The sequence below is a fragment of the Kitasatospora sp. NPDC059648 genome (genome assembly GCF_042734825.1).
In the GTDB taxonomy this organism is placed as follows: Bacteria; Actinomycetota; Actinomycetes; order Streptomycetales; family Streptomycetaceae; genus Kitasatospora.
Window position 1 is genome coordinate 315,019 of sequence record NZ_JBHWDU010000001.1, and the last position, 17,111, is coordinate 332,129.

At 74.5% G+C, this 17,111-nt stretch carries 10 protein-coding genes; 6 read left to right on the forward strand and 4 right to left on the reverse strand.

Features of this window, described 5'->3' with window-relative positions; genetic code table 11:
- Positions 1-8: 8 nt before the first annotated feature.
- Entirely contained in the window at positions 9-2,804 is a 2,796-nt protein-coding gene (gene ppc / locus ACFV1W_RS01490) for a phosphoenolpyruvate carboxylase (protein ID WP_380411819.1), read from the reverse strand.
- A 260-nt stretch (positions 2,805-3,064) separates the two neighbouring features.
- Between ppc and ACFV1W_RS01495 the strand changes: the two genes are divergently transcribed.
- The gene (locus ACFV1W_RS01495; RefSeq protein ID WP_380411821.1) at positions 3,065-4,333 is read left to right on the forward strand and encodes a sensor histidine kinase; all 1,269 of its coding nucleotides are present in this window, start codon (positions 3,065-3,067) and stop codon (positions 4,331-4,333) included.
- A 3-nt stretch (positions 4,334-4,336) separates the two neighbouring features.
- Here ACFV1W_RS01495 and ACFV1W_RS01500 read toward each other — a convergent pair whose 3' ends face one another.
- The gene (locus ACFV1W_RS01500) at positions 4,337-5,050 is read right to left on the reverse strand and encodes an SUKH-3 domain-containing protein (protein ID WP_380411824.1); all 714 of its coding nucleotides are present in this window, start codon (positions 5,048-5,050) and stop codon (positions 4,337-4,339) included.
- Positions 4,978-5,439, reverse strand: coding sequence for a YwqJ-related putative deaminase (locus ACFV1W_RS01505; protein WP_380411827.1), 462 nt, complete (start codon positions 5,437-5,439; stop codon positions 4,978-4,980). Before ACFV1W_RS01505 ends, ACFV1W_RS01500 begins: the two co-directional genes overlap by 73 nt.
- A gap of 585 nt (positions 5,440-6,024) precedes the next feature.
- Between ACFV1W_RS01505 and ACFV1W_RS01510 the strand changes: the two genes are divergently transcribed.
- From ACFV1W_RS01510 to ACFV1W_RS01520, 3 genes are all read left to right on the forward strand, one after another.
- Positions 6,025-7,026 carry an SMI1/KNR4 family protein gene (locus ACFV1W_RS01510; RefSeq protein ID WP_380411829.1) on the forward strand — a complete coding sequence of 334 codons (1,002 nt, stop codon included), beginning with the start codon at positions 6,025-6,027 and terminating at the stop codon, positions 7,024-7,026.
- A 63-nt stretch (positions 7,027-7,089) separates the two neighbouring features.
- Positions 7,090-9,708 (forward strand): SUKH-4 family immunity protein, encoded by a 2,619-nt coding sequence (locus ACFV1W_RS01515; protein WP_380411831.1) that lies wholly within the window; start codon positions 7,090-7,092, stop codon positions 9,706-9,708.
- A gap of 266 nt (positions 9,709-9,974) precedes the next feature.
- The gene (locus ACFV1W_RS01520; RefSeq protein WP_380411833.1) at positions 9,975-11,324 is read left to right on the forward strand and encodes a hypothetical protein; all 1,350 of its coding nucleotides are present in this window, start codon (positions 9,975-9,977) and stop codon (positions 11,322-11,324) included.
- Between the two features lie 2 nt (positions 11,325-11,326).
- On the opposite strand, the gene ACFV1W_RS01525 is transcribed toward ACFV1W_RS01520, so the two are convergent.
- Positions 11,327-12,049, reverse strand: a complete 723-nt coding sequence (locus tag ACFV1W_RS01525) for a hypothetical protein (protein WP_380411836.1) — start codon at positions 12,047-12,049, stop codon at positions 11,327-11,329.
- A 338-nt stretch (positions 12,050-12,387) separates the two neighbouring features.
- On the opposite strand from ACFV1W_RS01525, the gene ACFV1W_RS01530 reads away from it, so the two are divergent.
- Together ACFV1W_RS01530 and mfd are read left to right on the forward strand one after the other, a co-directional pair.
- Positions 12,388-12,780 (forward strand): beta/gamma crystallin domain-containing protein, encoded by a 393-nt coding sequence (locus ACFV1W_RS01530; RefSeq protein ID WP_380411837.1) that lies wholly within the window; start codon positions 12,388-12,390, stop codon positions 12,778-12,780.
- A gap of 605 nt (positions 12,781-13,385) precedes the next feature.
- The gene (gene mfd / locus ACFV1W_RS01535) at positions 13,386-17,018 is read left to right on the forward strand and encodes a transcription-repair coupling factor (protein ID WP_380411839.1); all 3,633 of its coding nucleotides are present in this window, start codon (positions 13,386-13,388) and stop codon (positions 17,016-17,018) included.
- Positions 17,019-17,111: the final 93 nt, after the last annotated feature.

Here is a 17,111-nt window from a genome sequence, read left to right on the forward strand (position 1 = left end):
CTTCCGGGTCAGCCGGTGTTGCGCAGGCCGGCGGCGATGCCGTTGACGGTGAGCAGCAGCGCGCGGGCGCGCAGCGGGTCCTCGCGGCGGCCGGCCGCGACCTCCTCGCGCTGGCGGCGCAGCAGCGCGACCTGGAGGTAGGAGATCGGGTCGAGGTAGGCGTCGCGGACGGTGAAGGTCTGCTTCAGCACCGGGTTGTGCTCCAGCAGTTCGCCCTCGCCGGTGAGCCGCAGCACCTCGCGCAGGGTGAGCTCGTGCTCGGCGACGATCTGGTCGAAGATGTGGTGCAGCTCGACCGGGACCAGCTGCTCGACGTAGTGGCGGGCGATCCGCAGGTCGGTCTTGGCCAGCGTCATGGCGACGTTGGACAGGAAGTTGCGGAAGAAGTGCCACTGGCCGTACATCTCGTCCAGCACGTCGCCGAGGCCGGCCGCGCGGGCGGCGGCGAGGCCGGAGCCGACGCCGTACCAGCCGGGGACGATCTGGCGGGACTGGGTCCAGCCGAACACCCACGGGATGGCCCGCAGGCCGTCCAGCCCGGCGCCGGAGTCGGGGCGGCGGGACGGGCGGGAGCCCAGGTGGAGCGAGGCGAGCTGGTCGACCGGGGTGGAGGCGAAGAAGTACTTCGGCAGGTCCTCCTGGTCGACCAGGGCGCGGTAGGCGGTGTGGGCGGCCTCGGAGACCCGGTCCATCGCGGCGTCCCAGCGGGCCAGTTCCTCGGGGGCCTGGCGCGGGGCGGTGTGCAGCGCGGAGGCGGCGAGGGTGGCGGAGATGGTCAGCTCCAGGTTCTCCCGGGCGAGGGAGGGGAGCAGGTACTTGTCGGAGATGACCTCGCCCTGCTCGGTGACCTTGATCTCGCCCTCCAGGGTGCCCCAGGGCTGGGCCAGGATGGCCTCGTGCGAGGGGCCGCCGCCGCGGCCGACGGTGCCGCCGCGGCCGTGGAACAGGCGCAGCCGGATGCCGTAGCGGTGGGCGACGTCGCGCAGCCGGCGCTGGGCGCGGTGGATCTCCCACTGGGAGGTGGTGATGCCGCCGAACTTGGAGGAGTCGGAGTAGCCGAGCATGACCTCCTGGATGTCGCCGCGCAGCGAGACGAGCAGCCGGTAGGAGGGGTCGGAGAGCATCTCGTCCAGGATGCGGTCGGCCTGCTGGAGCTCGTCGGTGGTCTCCAGCAGCGGCACGATGCCGATCTTGGCGATCCCGGAGTGAAGGTCGATCAGACCGGCCTCGCGGGCCAGCACGGTGGCGGCGAAGACGTCGTCGGCGCCCTGGCACATCGAGATGATGTAGCTCTCGACGATCTCGTCGCCGAAGCGCTCGAAGCCCTCGCGGATGGTGTTGAAGACGCCCAGGGTCTTGGTGCCGGCCTCGTCCAGCGGGGCCGGGGTGGGGGCGAGCGGACGGCGCGAGCGCAGTTCCTTGGCGAGCAGCTTCTGCCGGTACTCGCGGGGCATGTCGGCGTAGCGCCAGGCCTCCTCGCCGAGCCGGTCGAAGAGCTGGCCGAGGGCGTGGTGGTGGGCCTCGGCGTGCTCGCGCACGTCCATGGTGGCGAGCTGGAGGCCGAAGGCCTCGATGGTGCGGATGGCGCGGGCGAGGCGGCCGTCGGCGATCAGCTCGCCGCGGTGGGCGCGCAGCGAGTCCTGGATCAGCCGCAGGTCGGCGATCAGCTCGCGGGTGCCGACGTAGTCGCGGCCCTCGACGTGCGGGGTGCCGCCGGCCAGCCGCTCGCGGGTGTTCTCCAGCTTGAGCCGGATGCAGGTGGCCTTGAGGCGGTAGGGCTCCTCGGCGTTCATCCGCTTGTAGCGGGGGCTGAGTTCGGGGAGCCGGTGCAGGTCCGTGTTGAGCGAGGCGAGCAGTTCGACCGAGGCGCCGGCCAGCCGCTCGGAGGTGGAGAGGGTGTTGCGCAGGTCGTCGATCGCGGCCAGGGCGTCCTTGATGCCGTACTCGTGCTGGAGGTTGAGGACGTCCCAGGTGACCTGCGGGGTGACGTTGGGGTTGCCGTCGCGGTCGCCGCCGATCCAGGTGCCGAAGGTGAGCGGGCGCACGCCCTCGGGCAGGCCGAGGCCGACCCGGGCGAGCTCCTCGTGCAGCTCCTCCAGGACCTCGGGGACGGCCTCGCGGTAGAGCTCGTCCAGGTAGTAGACGGCGTTGCGGGCCTCGTCGGTGGGCTCGGGGCGGGCGATGCGCAGTTCGTCGGTCTGCCAGAGCAGGTCGATGACCTCGGCGAGGCGGCGGTCGGCCGAGCGCTTGGCGCTGCTGGTGCGGGCCGGATCGGCGGCGACGAGGCCGGAGGTGAGCTCCTCGCGGTGGATGCGGTCGAGGAGTTCGCCGATCCGGCGCAGCTTGTTGAGCACGCTGCGGCGGGCGGCCTCGGTGGGGTGGGCGGTGAAGACCGGGCGGACCGCGAGGTGGGCCAGGGTGTCTTCGAGGTGCTTGGGGTCGGCGTCGGCGAGCTGGTCGGCGGTCTGCGCGAGCAGCGAGCCCTCGCGGGCACGGCGGGTGGCGAACTCCCGGCCGCGGTGCACCTGCTCGGTGACGTTGGCGAGGTGGAAGTAGGTGGAGAAGGCGCGGACCAGCTTGGCGGCGGTGTCCAGATCGATGTCGGAGAGGAGTTCGGCGGTGGCCTCGCCGTCGGTGCGGCTGAGCAGGCGGACCTGTTCGACCAGGCCCAGCAGCTGGGGGCCCTCCTGGCGGACCAGCGTCTCGCCGAGCAGGTCGCCGAGGCGGCGGATGTCCGCACGCAGGGCGGCATTGTCGGCGATGGCGGTGGGGCTGTCCGCCGGGGTGGGGACCGGAGCGGTCACGGCTGGCTCCCTGTGGTGGTGGGGTTCGGCAACGGCTCATCGTCACAGGTCCACGCGCAGTGTGGCGGGTGTGACGCGTGCGGACCGCGCTGTCCGACGCGACCAGCATAGGTGTCGGGGCGGTTGCTGTCCGAGAGGTGGCCGGATGGCGGACAGAGCTGCCGAAACCCACCTGTGGTCTGGACCACTTGAGGGGTGCGGAGGGCGTACCGGGCAATCCCGGTGGGGAGGGGAAGGGGTCGCCGCTTAGTCTTTGGGGCATGAGCAAGTCGCCTGGGGAGCGCGTGCCGGTCCGGTCGTTCTGGTGGTGGAAGCGGCGGCGCAGCGCCCTCCTCGACATCGGGCTGGCGCTGCTCGCCGCGGTCGAGTGCTCGGCCAGCACGATCGCCTTCCTGTCCGCCCGGATCCACGTGAGCCTCCTGGGCGCGGTCGGGATCGCCCTGCTCGGCACGCTGGCCGGCGGTTCGCTGGTGGTGCGCCGGCGCTGGCCGGCCGTACCGGTGCTGGCGACGCTGCTGGTGACGCCCGGGATGCTGGGCGTGGTGCTGCTGGTGGTGTCGCTGTACACGCTGGCGGAGACCTGGGAGTGGCCCTCCCGGCGCCGCCGGGTGGTGGCACTGTCCGGGCTGGCCTTCGCCGAGGCGGCGGCCGTGATCGCGGTGACGCTGATCGTGCCGGGCGACTCTCCGGTGGAGCAGCCGCCGCTGTGGATCCAGATCCTGTTCTCGTTGCTGGTGGCGGTCGGGCTGACCGTCGCCCCGGTGGTGACCGGCCTGTACGTGGGGGCGCGGCGGCGGCTGATCGAGTCGCTCAAGGACCGCGCGCACGGACTGGAGACCGAACTGGACCTGCTGGCCGAGCAGGCCCAGGAGCGTGCCCGCCGGGCCCGGTTGGAGGAGCGCACCCGGATCGCCCGGGAGATGCACGACGTGGTGGCGCACCGGGTCTCGCTGATGGTGGTGCACGCCGGGGCGCTGGAGCGAATAGCCGGCAAGGACCCGGAGAAGGCCGCGCAGAGCGCCAAGCTGATGGGCGAGGTGGGCCGGCAGGCGCTCAACGAGCTGCGCGAGATCCTCGGCGTGCTGCGGATGGACGACGAGCGGCAGCCGGAGCCGGACTCGCTGGCCGGACTGCCCCGGCTGGTGGACCAGTCCCGGGCGGCCGGGATGGCGGTGACGCTGACGGTCAGCGGCAGTCGGCAGGAGTTCACCGGTGAGGCCGAGCGGACCGCCTACCGGGTCGTCCAGGAGGGGCTGACCAACGCCCACAAGCACGCGGGGGGCGCCATGGTGTCGGTGCTGTTGGCCTACGCGCCGAACGGGGTGCGGGTGAGCGTGGTGAACGCCTGTCCGGGCGGGGAGCGGGGAGCGGCGCAACTGCCCAGTGGCGGCAACGGACTGGTCGGGATGCGGGAGCGGGTGATCGCGCTGGGCGGCACCTTCTCGTCCGGGCCGGAGGCGGACGGCGGGTTCCGGGTGGAGGCGGTGCTGCCGTCCCGGCTGGCCGTCCGGAGCGACCGGCTCGGCTAGGCGTCAGGTCCCGTACTCCTCGGCGGTGCGCAGCCGTTCCGGGGCGGTGCCCAGGACGAGGGTGTTGATCGCCTGGTCGATGCCGTGGCCGAGGAACCACTCGCCGGTGTGGTCCAGGCTGTAGACCCGGCCCTCCTCGTCGACCGCCAGCAGCGCCTGCCCGTACGCCTCCTCGCCGAGCGGGGCGAGCTGGGTGCCCAGCGCCCGGCCGAGGTCGAACAGGGTGCGCGGCTGGTGCAGACCGCACATCGGGTCGATCAGGAAGGGAGTACGCGCCAACTGGCGGCCCGGGCCGGACAGGTCGAAGACGAGGCCGCCGAACTCGGCCCAGGCCTCCACGGCCGCCGGGAACACCGTGTGCGGTACGCCGCCGGGACCGCCGTACCCGACCAGGGCGTCGGCCCACTCCTCGGCCTGCCGGATCTGCCAGCGGCCGGGGTGCCAGCCGGAGGCCTTGAGCTCGGCGGCGACGTCGGCGGGGAAGCGCGGGCGGGTCCGCCCGACGCCGGCCGGGGGCGGGGTGCCCGGGGCGAGGGTGGCCGGTGCGGGTGGGGGCGGGCTGGGCGGGTTCAGGGTGTGCTCCGGGGCTCGGGGACGGGGGCGTACGAAGGACTGCAGGCGCGGGCGTCCGGCGTGCGGACGGCTCAGCGCGCCGGCGGCCCGACCGCGACGCTCAGCACGGTGAAGTGCTCCAGCATCGGGACGCAGGAGCGGCACGGCGGGGCGTGGGTGCCGTGCGCCGGGTCGCCCTCCTCGCGGATCCGCAGGGTCGTCATCCGGGCGCCCTTGAGCGCCTTGCGGGCCTCCTGCAGGCTCATCGGCTTGCGGGCGGCGCGCTTGGAGCGCTTCCCGTCGACCGTGGTCAGGTACTGGGAGAGCAGGACGGCCTCCGGGCAGCGGCCGGTGAACCGCTCGCGGGCCTCGACCGGCAGGGTGTCCAGGAACTCGCCGACCAGCGGGTGCAGGACCGGGCGCCGGTCGTCCTTGTCACCCGCCAGGGTGTGCACTTCGCCGCCCTTGAGCGACAGCGCGGCGGCGACGGCGGGCAGCAGGCTGTCGCGGTGGTGGCGCAGCACGGGCGGGCCCGCCGGCTCACCGGTGGTCATGCGGCTCCTCCTCCTCGTTCCTGGCGGACCGGTTCCTGTTCGGCCCCGTGGGGTCCGGGGCAAGCCTGTCATTCGACACCGACAACCGCACAACCGGGGTGTGGGCCTGGCGAACACCCGTGCGGTTCCCGGCGGATCGCGCCCTCGCTCCACCCGCATCCTGGCGGCACCCGGGCCGTATCCGCACGGCCTCGTCATGACTTGTCCGCCGATCCACCGAAACCTCCCCCGGTCCCGGGCCCCGACCGGTACGGTTCCGGCGGCGAGCCGAAGGGGGCGGGCGGCCGCGCGCACGGCCGCCGGCGGGGCCGACTCCGCTCCCCGCGCCGGACGTTGAGGCCGCCGACGCGCTGCCCGGCGCGGTGGCTCCCTCCCGGTCGCCGAGCGGCCCGCCCGGGAACTGCTCGGCCTGCCGCCGCACCCGCACCCGCACCCGCACCCGCGCCCCGCGCGGACACGGCGACTGCGGGTCGTGGAGGTGTTGGAACGGGCTCCGGTGCGGGGGATCGCCCGGGCGGGTGAACCAATAGGCTGGTGCCCAGCAAGCGCACCGAAGAATTTGCAGCAGCCAGTGGGGGCTCCCAGATGACGACAGGTCGGCCCGGCGTCGCCGCCGCACCGAACGCGGCGTACGCAGGTCAGGTGGTGCAGTTCCCGGACCCGGTCCGCGCGGAGCGGCACCCGGCCGGGGTCCGGGTGGACGAGTCCGGCTACCCGGACTTCGGTCCGTACGCCGCCGCGGCGGCCGAGGTCGCCGACCCGCCGGAGGGCTTCGGCGTGGACGAACTGCGGCTGACCGACTACGTCTCGGCCAACGCCGCGCTGTTCACCCAGGGCCACCCGCTCTGGGCCGACCTGGAGACCGCCGTGGCCACCCCGCCCGGCTGGACCTGGCACCACGCGGTCGGCCGGGCCGCCCCCGGCTGGCGCCGGATGGAACTCGTCCCGGTCGAGGTCAAGGCCCTGCTGCGGCACCACGGCGGCCTGGCCACCTCGCCCGCCGACCACTCCCGCCGCGGCACCCGCCCGCTGCAGGAGCGCCGGCCCGTCCACTTCTCGCTGGCCAAGGACGGCGGGGACCCGATCGGCGTCTCCGAGGACCTGGTGCAGCGCGCCGAGGAGCGCCTCGGCTACCGGCTGCCCGGCGCCTACCGCACCTTCCTCAAGCTGGGCGGCGGCCGCGGCCCGGTCGGGGTGGCGCTGGACACCGAGCTCGGCATGCTGGTCGACCAGCCGTTCCTGACCCTCACCGAGGAGTACGGCACCGAGGACGTCGTGTACGCCAACAAGTGCCTGCGCGACCACCTCACCAAGGACTACCTGGGCATCGCCTACGTGCAGGGCGGCATCGTCGCGCTCAAGGTGCGCGGCGACCGGGTCGGCTCGGTCTGGTTCCACCTGTACGACGACGCCCGCGACTCCGGCGCCCCGGAGGCTCCGGAGGAGCGCTGCGCCCGGCTGCTGCTGCCCTGCGGCGACGACTTCGACGCCTTCCTGCTGCGGCTGGCCGGCAGCCCGCCGGAGCTGGAGACGGTCGCGGAGCTGATGGTGGACGGCGGGTTCGCCCGGGCCGTCCCGGTGGACTGACGTGACCGCGGGAACGGCGTTGAGGGAACGAGTGGTGACGACGGGGACAGGGGTGAACCGGGCGTGGTGACGTACGCACAGGCGCAGGAGCTCGCCGAGGAGTGGATCAACGGCGGCGTGCCGCACGGACAGCAGCGCGAGGTGCGGGTCCGGGAGTTCGACCTGGGCTTCGTCTGCTGGGCGGTCCCGCCCGCGGAGGCGGCGGGCGGTGCCGGTGCCGACGGTGGGTCCGGTTCGGGTTCGGGCTCGGGTGAGGCGCGGTTGGTGATCGCCCGTGACTCGGGCGCCAGCACGCTGTGGCCCGCGCTGCCCGTCAACGAGGTGGTCCGGCAGTACGAGGAGGTGTACGGGCGGCCGGTCGCGGCCAACCCGGCCGGGGCGGCGAAGCCCGCACCGGGGCCGGTGGAGGCCACCTCCTTCCTGCTCAGCCCGCCGCAGTGGCTGCAGGAGGCCGGTGCGGCGGCGATCGCGGCGGAGGCGGAGAAGCTGGGCGGCGCCGCTGCTGCCGCAGCGGTGCCTGCTCCGGCTCCCGTTCCTGTACCGGCTCCCACTCCCGTACCGGCCGCTCCGGTGGCCGCCGCCGTGCCGTCCGCGCCCGCCGTGCTGACCGAGCCGCCGGTCTCCGACCGGCCCGCCGGGGATGCGCCGACCATGCTGGCCCCGCCGCCCGGCGAGGAGCCGCTCGGTGCCCCGCGGCCGCCGGCCGCCCCGGTCGGGGCCGAGGTGGCGACCGTCCTGATGCCCGAAGGCCTGCGCACCTCCGGTTCGGACCTGCCCGACGCGCCCGCCCCTGCCGGAGCCGAGGCCGCGACCGTGCTGATGCCCCCGGGCAGCGGCGGCATGCCCCCGGTCCCGCCGGTCGGAGCCCAGCCCCCGGTCACGCCGCCCGTCGCCCCGTCGGCCCCGGCGCCCGCCGCGGCCGTCGAGCCGGCGCCGACGCTGCTCGCGCCGCCGGACGCGGTGCCCGGCCTGATGGGCCTGCCCGGTGCCCCGGCGACTCCGCCCGGCGCTCCGGTGGAGCAGGCGCCGACCATGCTCGCCACGCCCGGCACCCCGGCCGCCCCGCCCGTCGGCGGCGCCCCGGTGGAGCAGGCGCCCACCATGCTGGCCTCGCCCGGTGGGCTGGCCGGCCTGCCCGGTGCCCCCGGTCCGGCCGCCCCGCCCGCCGCCGCGGCCCAGGGCGGTCCCGGCCGCACCCCGGGCTCGGCCCCGCCGCCGCCCCCGCCGGGTGCGCTGCGCGGGGGGTCGTCCGCTCCGTCCGGCTCGGGCGGGCTGGGCCGCACCCCTGGCTCCGCCCCGCCGCCGCCCCCGCCCGCCGAACTGCGGCACACCCCGGGCTCCGGTGCGCCCGCCGGCGCCCCCGGCGGCCGTTCGGCCGGTTCGACCCCGCCGCCCCCGCCCCCGGCGGGCCTGCGCGCCGGTGCCTCCCCGGCTCCGGCCCCGCAGGGCGCGCCCGCCCCGGCCGCCGCCGGGGTGGCGTACGAGGCGACCCAGCTGGCCAGCGCGATCGACCCGGCGCTGCTCGGCGGCCCGGCGGACCCGGGCACCCCGCCGTCCGGCGGTCCCGCCGTCCCGCCGCCGCCCGGCGGTCCGGCCGCCCCCGCCGCGCCCGCGGCCGGGTACGGCTACCCGAACGCGGGCGCCGCGCCCGGCGTCGTTCCGCCGACTCCGGTCACCGGCCCGCCGCCGGGTGCGCCGGTGCCGCCCGGGGTGCCCGCGGTCGGCCCGGGCTACTTTGCCGCGCTCAGCTACCGGGGCCCGGACGGCTCGGAGCAGAAGCTGCTGCACCGCAGCGAGCCCGGCACCCCGCACCCGGAGTGGAAGATCCTTCAGGACCTGCGCCGGCTGAACGTGCCCCCGGAGCAGGTGCTGGAGCTCTACACCGAGCTGGAGTCCTGCGACCTGCCCGGCGGCTACTGCAACCGCATGATCGCCGCCTCCTGGCCGAACGTGCGGCTGACCCACACCGCCCCGTACGGCCGTGACCACGCCTCCCGGCAGGCCGGGATGGCCGAGCTGCTGGACCACCTGGACGAGCTGCACCAGCTGGCCTCCGGCGCCCAGCGGGTCCGTCCGTTCCGGGCCCCGCTGCCCGCGCCCGGGTCGGTCCAGCCGCTGCCCCCGCTGGCGCCCCAGCAGCTCGCCCAGGAGCTCGGGACGGCCTTCGGGCAGAACCTGTTCCGCTACGAGCAGCGCGCCGTCTCCCGCCAGGGCGTGCCCGAGCCGGTGTCGCAGACCCTGATGTGGGCCGGGCTGCCGCGCGACTTCGGGCCGTTCTTCTGGGCGCAGGCGCAGGAGGGCCGGCCGATCCCGACGCTGGCCGAACTGGCCGCCGAGCGCGGCCTGCCCGCGGCCGCGGACTTCGGCGGCTACCTGGTGCTCGGCAACGACTACGGCCGTCAGCTGTGCGTCCAGTACGGCACCGCGAACGTGGTGGCCGTGGACGTCGACGGAACCGGCCAGCCGCCCCGCTTCGTCAACAGCGGTGTACCGGAGTTCGTCCGTGCGCTGGCCCTGCTGGGCCGGATGTGGCGGCTTCGGTACGGGCTGACGCCGGAGCAGGCCGGTCGCTGGACGACCGACTTCCAGGCGGAGCTCGCCGCGATCGACCCGGCGGCCCTGCAGTCCACGGACACCTGGTGGGCCGTGCTGCTGGAGCAGTTCTGGGACGGCCTGCTGTAGCGGACCGTCACGGATCCTCGCAGACGGGGAGGGGTCGTTCCGGTGTCCGGAACGACCCCTCCGGCATGTCTCGACAGCTGTGCCTCGTTGGGGTTTCGTCCGGATCTGCGCAAAATAGGTCAAGAGGATCGGTCTATTCGTCCGGTCCTTGACACATTCCGGTCCGCACGACGGCCGAATCCGGCCCCGGTCTCCCAACCGGTTCCGGATCCGGCCGTTCCGTCCGATCATGGGCTCCGCAGCCCGCGAAACGAGGGGAAGAGCCCATGAGCGACGCCGTCCCCCAGTACGGCTTCAGCCAGGCCCGGCGCGGCTACGCGCCCGAGCAGGTCGACCGGGCGCTCGTCGCCCTGACCGCCCAGCGCGACGAGGCCTGGGAGCGGTTGAGCGTCCTGGGAGCCGGGATCCGGCAGATGGAGACCCGGCTGGAGGCCATCCGCCGCGCCGCCGACGAGGCCCCGGAGCCGGACTACCTGGTGCTCAGCGAGCAGGCCGCCGGACTGGCCGGGATCGCCGCGAACGAGGCCCGTGCCGTCCGGGAGAAGGCCGAGCGCTTCGCCGAGGACCTGCGGGACGAGGTGTACGAGGAGGGGCAGGCGCTCGCCGAGGCGGCCAAGGAGTACGCCGCCGCCACCCGCGCCGAGGCCGACGCAGCCGCCCGCCGCACCGACGAGCGCACCCGCGCCGAGGCCGAGGGCATCCGCGCCGAGGCCGACCGGGAGAGCCGCGCCGCCCGTGACGGCGCCACCGCCTACGCCGCCAAGGTCCGGGTGGCCGCCGCCGAGGCCGGCGAGCAGGCCGAGGCCGAGCTGGCCGCCAAGCGGCGCCAGGCCGACGAGGCCTTCGCCGCGGCCGAGGCCAAGGCCGACGCGGAGGAGGCCGAGGTCTCCGCGACCGCCGAGCGCCGGGTCAAGGAGGCCGAGCAGCACCGGGAGACCGTGCTGAACCAGATCAAGCAGCTGGAGACGGACGCCCAGGCCAAGGCCGACCAGTTGATCGAGAAGGCCCGCCGGGAGGCCGAGCGGATCCACGCGGAGAGCGAGCGCGAGCAGCGCGAGTTCGACGCCCGGCTGGACACCGTGCAGCAGCACCTGGACCACATCAAGGCGACCCTGGCCTCGCTCACCGGCTCGGCGGTCGGGCAGATCGAGCCCGAGGCGCTCGCCGCCGCCGGTGCCGCGGCGGCCCCGGCGGACGCGGTGGCCGACGCGGCGCCGGTGGACTCCGAGGCGGACACCGGGGAGATCCCGGTGCCGGACCTGCGGAAGGCGGTGCCGGCCGACGGCGGCGCGGACGCCCGGGCGCAGCAGCGGACGACCGCGGTGCGGCAGCCGGTGGTCGGGGGTTCCTCGGCCTTCTCGGCCGTCTCCAGGGCAGCCGGTCCCAGGGACGCGCAGGACCCGGAGGTGGTGACCGGCCCGGTCGTCCCGCCCGCGGTGCCGCCGAAGCCGGCCCAGCCGCCCCTGTCGGCGGCCGTGCGGGACGGCGCGCAGGGCGCGGCGGGTGCGGAGGGCACGGACGGCGCCGAGGAGACCCGGATCATCCCGAAGATCATCATCGTGGACGACGGCGCCGGCTACGCGGCCCCCAACACGGTGGCCTACCGCCGCCGCTAGCGTCAGCTGCCGCCGCCCGCCCCGGCGACCAGCTCGGTGAGCTTCGCGTCCTGGGCCCTGACCGCCTCCTTCCTGGCGGCCAGGGCCTCCGCGTTGCGGTCGATCAGCTGGCGCTGGTAGCCGGCCAGCACGGCGAACCAGAGGCCGGCCAGGTTGGTCCCGGCGGTGCAGTCGGCGTCCGCACGGGCGGCGGCCAGCTCGGCCGGGGTGACCTCCGGGGTGGCCTGGTAGCGCTGCGAGAGCTCCTCCGGGGTGGTGGCCCCGAACCCCGCGGTGGTCATGCAGGCGCTCCACTGCCGGGTGGCCGCCACCACCCGGGCGTCCTCGGCGGTGGCCTTCATCGACTCGTCGAACAGTCGGCCCACCAACTGGCTGCCCGCGGCGGGCGGTGAGCCGATCCGTTCGGCGGCCTGCCGGTCGCAGTCCACCCGGGCGCCGTCGTACGCCTCGCCGGAGCCGGCCGGGGCCGGGTTCGGCCGGGGCTGGGTCCGCTTCGGCGGGTGGAAGCCCAGGGTGGCCGCGGCCTGGGCCCCCAGGTATCCCCAGGCGCCGGCCGGCAGCGCGGTCGCGTTGTCCGGCGGTTGCGCGGCCTGCAGGCCGTCCCCGGTGAACGCGGAGAAGCCGGCCCGGCGCATGCACGAGACGATCAGCGCGTTCCGCGCCTGGATCTCCTTGACCGCGGACCGGTCGTCGGCCTGATAAGCGGAGAGCGGAAGTCCGGTCAATCCGCCCCGGCCGGATTCCGGAGCGGCCGGCGAACTGATCTCCGGCGGGGTCGGTGCGGAATCGGCGGATCCTTTCCCGGAGTCGTCCGCACAACCCGCGGATAAGACCGGCAGAACGGCCGCCAGGGCGGCGGCGGTGAATCGTCCGAATTGGGCGGGACGTGCCAAGCTTCTGCTCCGATCCTCAAGCGCGGCAAGCGTGTTGGGACCTTAGCTCATTTCGTCCGGGTACGTTCCGCGAGTTCCGCCGAAGGCCTGGCTTGGCCGGAAAACAGCTGTCCGGTGCTGCCCCGCCGTGCAAATCTCGGGAGCCCAACCGTTGTCGATGGAGGGGTTACATGATTCGCCGCACTGATCCCCGTACCGCCGGGCGGAGCAGAAAAGGCGCGGCCCGGCGGGCGGGCGCTCTCGCGGTTCTGACGGCCGCCGCCGCGACGCTGCTGCCGTCCACCGCCGCACAGGCCGTGGAACGGATCGACTGCGGGAACCGGGACGATTTGGCGAAGGTCTGGAACTACGGCTACAGCGGACAGCTCTGCTTCGCGAACGACGGCTGGATGGCGGTGCGGATCTACAACGTCGACCGGATCGACGCGGGCAACAACAAGGTCGTCACCTATCTGGGCGGCGGCCTCGGCTCCTGGACCGTCTTCACCTGGGAGCGTTACGACTTCAACGCCAACCAGGGGCACCAGGTGATGATGTACGACATCAACCTGTCCCGCTGGTAGTCCCGGCGCGGCGGTGTCCGCGGCCGGACGGGTGCGGACGTCCGGAGCGGCCTCGCGGAGCGGGTGGACGGAGCGGAAGAGGCCGAGACCCGTGGCGCCCTCCAGGAAGGGGCGCCACGGTTCCCGGCGCTTGGGCGGGCGCCCCCACCCAGGGTCGCCCGGCCTCGCACCTCCGACCCCCATCGGCGGTGCGACGGTGCCGCCACAGCCATCCCCCACGGTTGGGTGCGGCGGGCACGTTCACCATGGTGCGCGATCTCCATGGACGGCCAGTGACAGGAGTATGTCCAGTTCGTGGCGGATGGCGGAGCCCCGCGCGGACCGGTGCCCGACCGGGTCGTCCGCCGGCCGACCGGTGTTCCGTCCAGTGCTCCGCCCGCGGTCGTGTCCCTGGCAGTGCGGCGGGTGCGCCCGCCGGTCCGCTCCCGCGCGGCCCGGCGTCCGGTCGTCGCGGCCCCGCCGGGCTCGTACGCCGCGTGCCCGTCCGTGCCGCGGCGTAGGCTGGAGACCCCCGGCCGCTCGGCGCGCCGGGCCGTTCGCGTTGCCCCGGCGGGCCTCTCGCCGCCGGAGGCAGCACCAGCCACGGGACGAAGAAGAGACCCCAGATGAGCCTGACCGGACTGCTCGATGTCGTCGCGCGGGACGCGGCGCTCGCCGAGGCGATCGAGGCGGCCACCGCCACCGGAGCCGCGGCTGGCGGCCGCCGCCACCTGGACCTGGTCGGGCCGCCCGCCGCCCGGCCGTTCGCGATCGCCGCGCTGGCCCGCGCGCTGGCCGGCCGGGCCGCCGGTGACCGGGGCCGCCCGGTGCTCGCCGTCACCGCCACCGGCCGGGAGGCCGAGGACCTCGCCGCCTCGCTGCGCTCGCTGCTGCCCCCCGACGCGGTGGCCGAGTACCCGGCCTGGGAGACCCTGCCGCACGAGCGGCTGTCGCCCCGTTCGGACACCGTCGGGCGCCGGCTGGCCGTGCTGCGCCGGATCGTGCACCCGCGGGCCGACGACCCGGCGGCGGGGCCGGTGCAGGTGATCGTCGCCCCGGTCCGCTCGGTGCTCCAGCCGCAGGTGAAGGGGCTGGCCGAGCTGGAGCCGGTGGCCGTCGGGCGCGGGGAGTCGCACGACCTGGAGGAGGTGGCCCGCCGGCTCGCGGCGGCCGCCTACGCGCGGGTCGAACTGGTCGAGAAGCGCGGTGAGTTCGCCGTCCGCGGCGGCATCCTGGACGTCTTCCCGCCGACCGAGGAGCACCCGCTGCGGGTGGAGTTCTGGGGCGACGACGTCGAGGAGATCCGCTACTTCAAGGTCGCCGACCAGCGTTCCCTGGAGATCGCCGAGCACGGCCTGTGGGCGCCGCCCTGCCGCGAGCTGCTGCTGACCGACGAGGTGCGCGCCCGGGCCGCCGAACTGTCCGCCGAGCAGCCAGGGTTGGCCGAGATCCTGGACAAGATCGCCGAAGGCATCGCGGTCGAGGGCATGGAGTCGCTGGCGCCGGTGCTGGTGGACGACATGGAGCTGCTGCTCGACGTGCTGCCGCTCGGATCGGTCGCGGTGGTCTGCGATCCGGAGCGGGTCCGCACCCGGGCCGCCGACCTGGTGGCCACCAGCCAGGAGTTCCTGCAGGCCTCCTGGGTCGCCGCGGCGGCCGGCGGCGACCGGCCGATCGACCTGGAGACCATCGACGTCTCCGCCGCCTCGCTGCGCTCGCTCGCCGAGGTGCGCGAGCACGCCGCCGAGATCGGGCTGCCCTGGTGGTCGGTCAGCCCGTTCGCGACCAGCGAGTCCTCGGTCGACGCCATCCTGGAGTTCGACGCCAACACGCTGACCCTCGGCATGCACGCCGTCGAGGCCTACCGGGGCGACACCGCCCGGGCGATCGCCGACGCCAAGGAGCGGTTGGCCGCTGACTGGCGGGTCGTCATGGTGACGGAGGGCCACGGCCCCGCCTCCCGCCTGGCCGAGGTGCTCGGCAACGAGGGCATCCCGGCCCGGCTGGTCGCCGACCTCGCCGAGGCGCCCACCCGGGACGTCGTGTACGTCGCCTGCGGCTCCATCGAGCACGGCTTCGTCGACGAGGCCCTCAAGCTCACCGTCATCACCGAGACCGACCTGTCCGGCCAGAAGTCCTCCACCAAGGACATGCGCCGGATGCCGTCCCGGCGCCGCAACGCGATCGACCCGCTGGCCCTGGTGGCCGGCGACTACGTGGTGCACGAGGCGCACGGCGTCGGCCGGTACGTGGAGATGGTGCAGCGAACCGTCCAGGGCGCCACCCGCGAGTACCTGGTGCTGGAGTACGCCCCCGCCAAGCGCGGCCACCCCGGCGACCGGCTGTTCGTGCCGACCGACCAGCTCGACCAGGTCACCAAGTACGTCGGCGGCGAGGCCCCGACGCTGCACCGGCTCGGCGGCGCGGACTGGGCGAAGACCAAGCAGCGGGCCAAGAAGGCGGTCAAGGAGATCGCCGCCGACCTGATCAGGCTGTACTCGGCGCGGATGGCCGCGCCCGGGCACACCTTCGGCCCGGACACCCCGTGGCAGCGCGAGCTGGAGGACGCCTTCCCGTACGCGGAGACGCCGGACCAGCTGACCACCATCGCCGAGGTCAAGGCCGACATGGAGAAGTCCGTCCCGATGGACCGGCTGATCTGCGGCGACGTCGGCTACGGCAAGACCGAGATCGCCGTTCGGGCCGCCTTCAAGGCGGTGCAGGACGGCAAGCAGGTGGCGGTGCTGGTGCCGACCACGCTGCTGGTGCAGCAGCACTTCTCCACCTTCGCCGAGCGCTACGCCAACTTCCCGGTCACCGTGAAGGCGCTGTCCCGCTTCCAGACCGACAGCGAGGCGAAGGCCGTCCTGGAGGGCCTGTTCGAGGGCTCGGTGGACGTCGTCATCGGCACGCACCGGCTGTTCTCCTCCGAGACCAGGTTCAAGGACCTCGGCCTGGTCATCGTCGACGAGGAGCAGCGCTTCGGCGTCGAGCACAAGGAGCAGCTGAAGAAGCTGCGCGCCAACGTGGACGTGCTCACCATGTCCGCGACCCCGATCCCGCGCACCCTGGAGATGGCGGTCACCGGCATCCGCGAGATGTCCACCATCACCACCCCGCCGGAGGAGCGCCACCCGGTGCTGACCTTCGTCGGGCCGTACGACGAGAAGCAGATCTCGGCCGCGATCCGGCGTGAACTGCTGCGCGAGGGCCAGGTGTTCTACATCCACAACCGGGTGGAGTCGATCGACAAGGCGGCCGCCCGGCTGAAGGACCTGGTACCCGAGGCACGGATCGCCACCGCCCACGGGCAGATGGGGGAGACCCAGCTGGAGAAGGTCGTCGTCGACTTCTGGGAGAAGGAGTTCGACGTCCTGGTGTCGACCACGATCGTGGAGTCCGGCATCGACATCTCCAACGCCAACACCCTGATCGTCGAGCGCGGCGACACCTTCGGCCTCTCCCAGCTGCACCAGCTGCGCGGCCGGGTCGGACGAGGCCGCGAGCGCGGCTACGCCTACATGCTGTACCCGCCGGAGAAGCCGCTCACCGAGACCGCGCACGAGCGCCTGGCCACCATCGCCCAGCACACCGAGATGGGCGCCGGCATGTACGTCGCCATGAAGGACCTGGAGATCCGCGGCGCCGGCAACCTGCTCGGCGGCGAGCAGTCCGGGCACATCGCGGGGGTCGGCTTCGACCTCTACATGCGGATGGTCGGCGAGGCGGTGGCCGAGTTCCGGGAGTCGCTGGCCAACGGCGGAGCGGAGCCGGAGGAGGAGCCGCTGGAGGTGAAGATCGAGCTGCCGGTCGACGCCCACGTGCCGCACGACTACGCGCCCGGCGAGCGGCTGCGGCTGCAGGCCTACCGCTCGATCGCGGCGGTCAACTCCGAGGCGGACATCAAGCAGGTCCGGGACGAACTGGTGGACCGCTACGGGAAGCTGCCCGAGCCGGTGGAGAACCTGCTGCTGGTCGCCGCGCTGCGGCTGTACGCCCGGCGGTGCGGGATCTCGGACATCACCCTCCAGGGCTCGAACGTCCGCTTCGGCCCGGTGGAACTGCGCGAGTCCCAGCAGCTGCGGCTGAACCGGCTCTACCCCCGCAGCCAGGTCAAGGCGGCGGCCCAGCAGCTGCTGGTGCCGCGACCGAGCACCGGGCGGATCGGCGGCAAGCCGCTGGTCGGGCGGGAGCTGCTGGGCTGGTGCACCGAGTTCCTGTCGGCGATGTTCGACGACCTGGCGGGGGCGAAGAAGTAGCACCCGTCGATCGGCGGCCCCCGGCTACGGCCCCGGGGCGCCGTCCCCCTACCCGCACCCCCGGGGCCGGGGGCGGGCGGGGCGGGTAGGTTC

Bases quoted from the DNA above. Each gene is read 5' to 3' on its own strand.
- ACFV1W_RS01495 (WP_380411821.1), top strand. From the start codon at position 3,065: ATGAGCAAGTCGCCTGGGGAGCGCGTGCCGGTCCGGTCGTTCTGGTGG.
- ACFV1W_RS01505 (WP_380411827.1), bottom strand. From the start codon at position 5,439: ATGACCACCGGTGAGCCGGCGGGCCCGCCCGTGCTGCGCCACCACCGC.
- ACFV1W_RS01510 (WP_380411829.1), top strand. From the start codon at position 6,025: ATGACGACAGGTCGGCCCGGCGTCGCCGCCGCACCGAACGCGGCGTAC.
- ACFV1W_RS01520 (WP_380411833.1), top strand. From the start codon at position 9,975: ATGAGCGACGCCGTCCCCCAGTACGGCTTCAGCCAGGCCCGGCGCGGC.
- ACFV1W_RS01530 (WP_380411837.1), top strand. From the start codon at position 12,388: ATGATTCGCCGCACTGATCCCCGTACCGCCGGGCGGAGCAGAAAAGGC.
- mfd (WP_380411839.1), top strand. From the start codon at position 13,386: ATGAGCCTGACCGGACTGCTCGATGTCGTCGCGCGGGACGCGGCGCTC.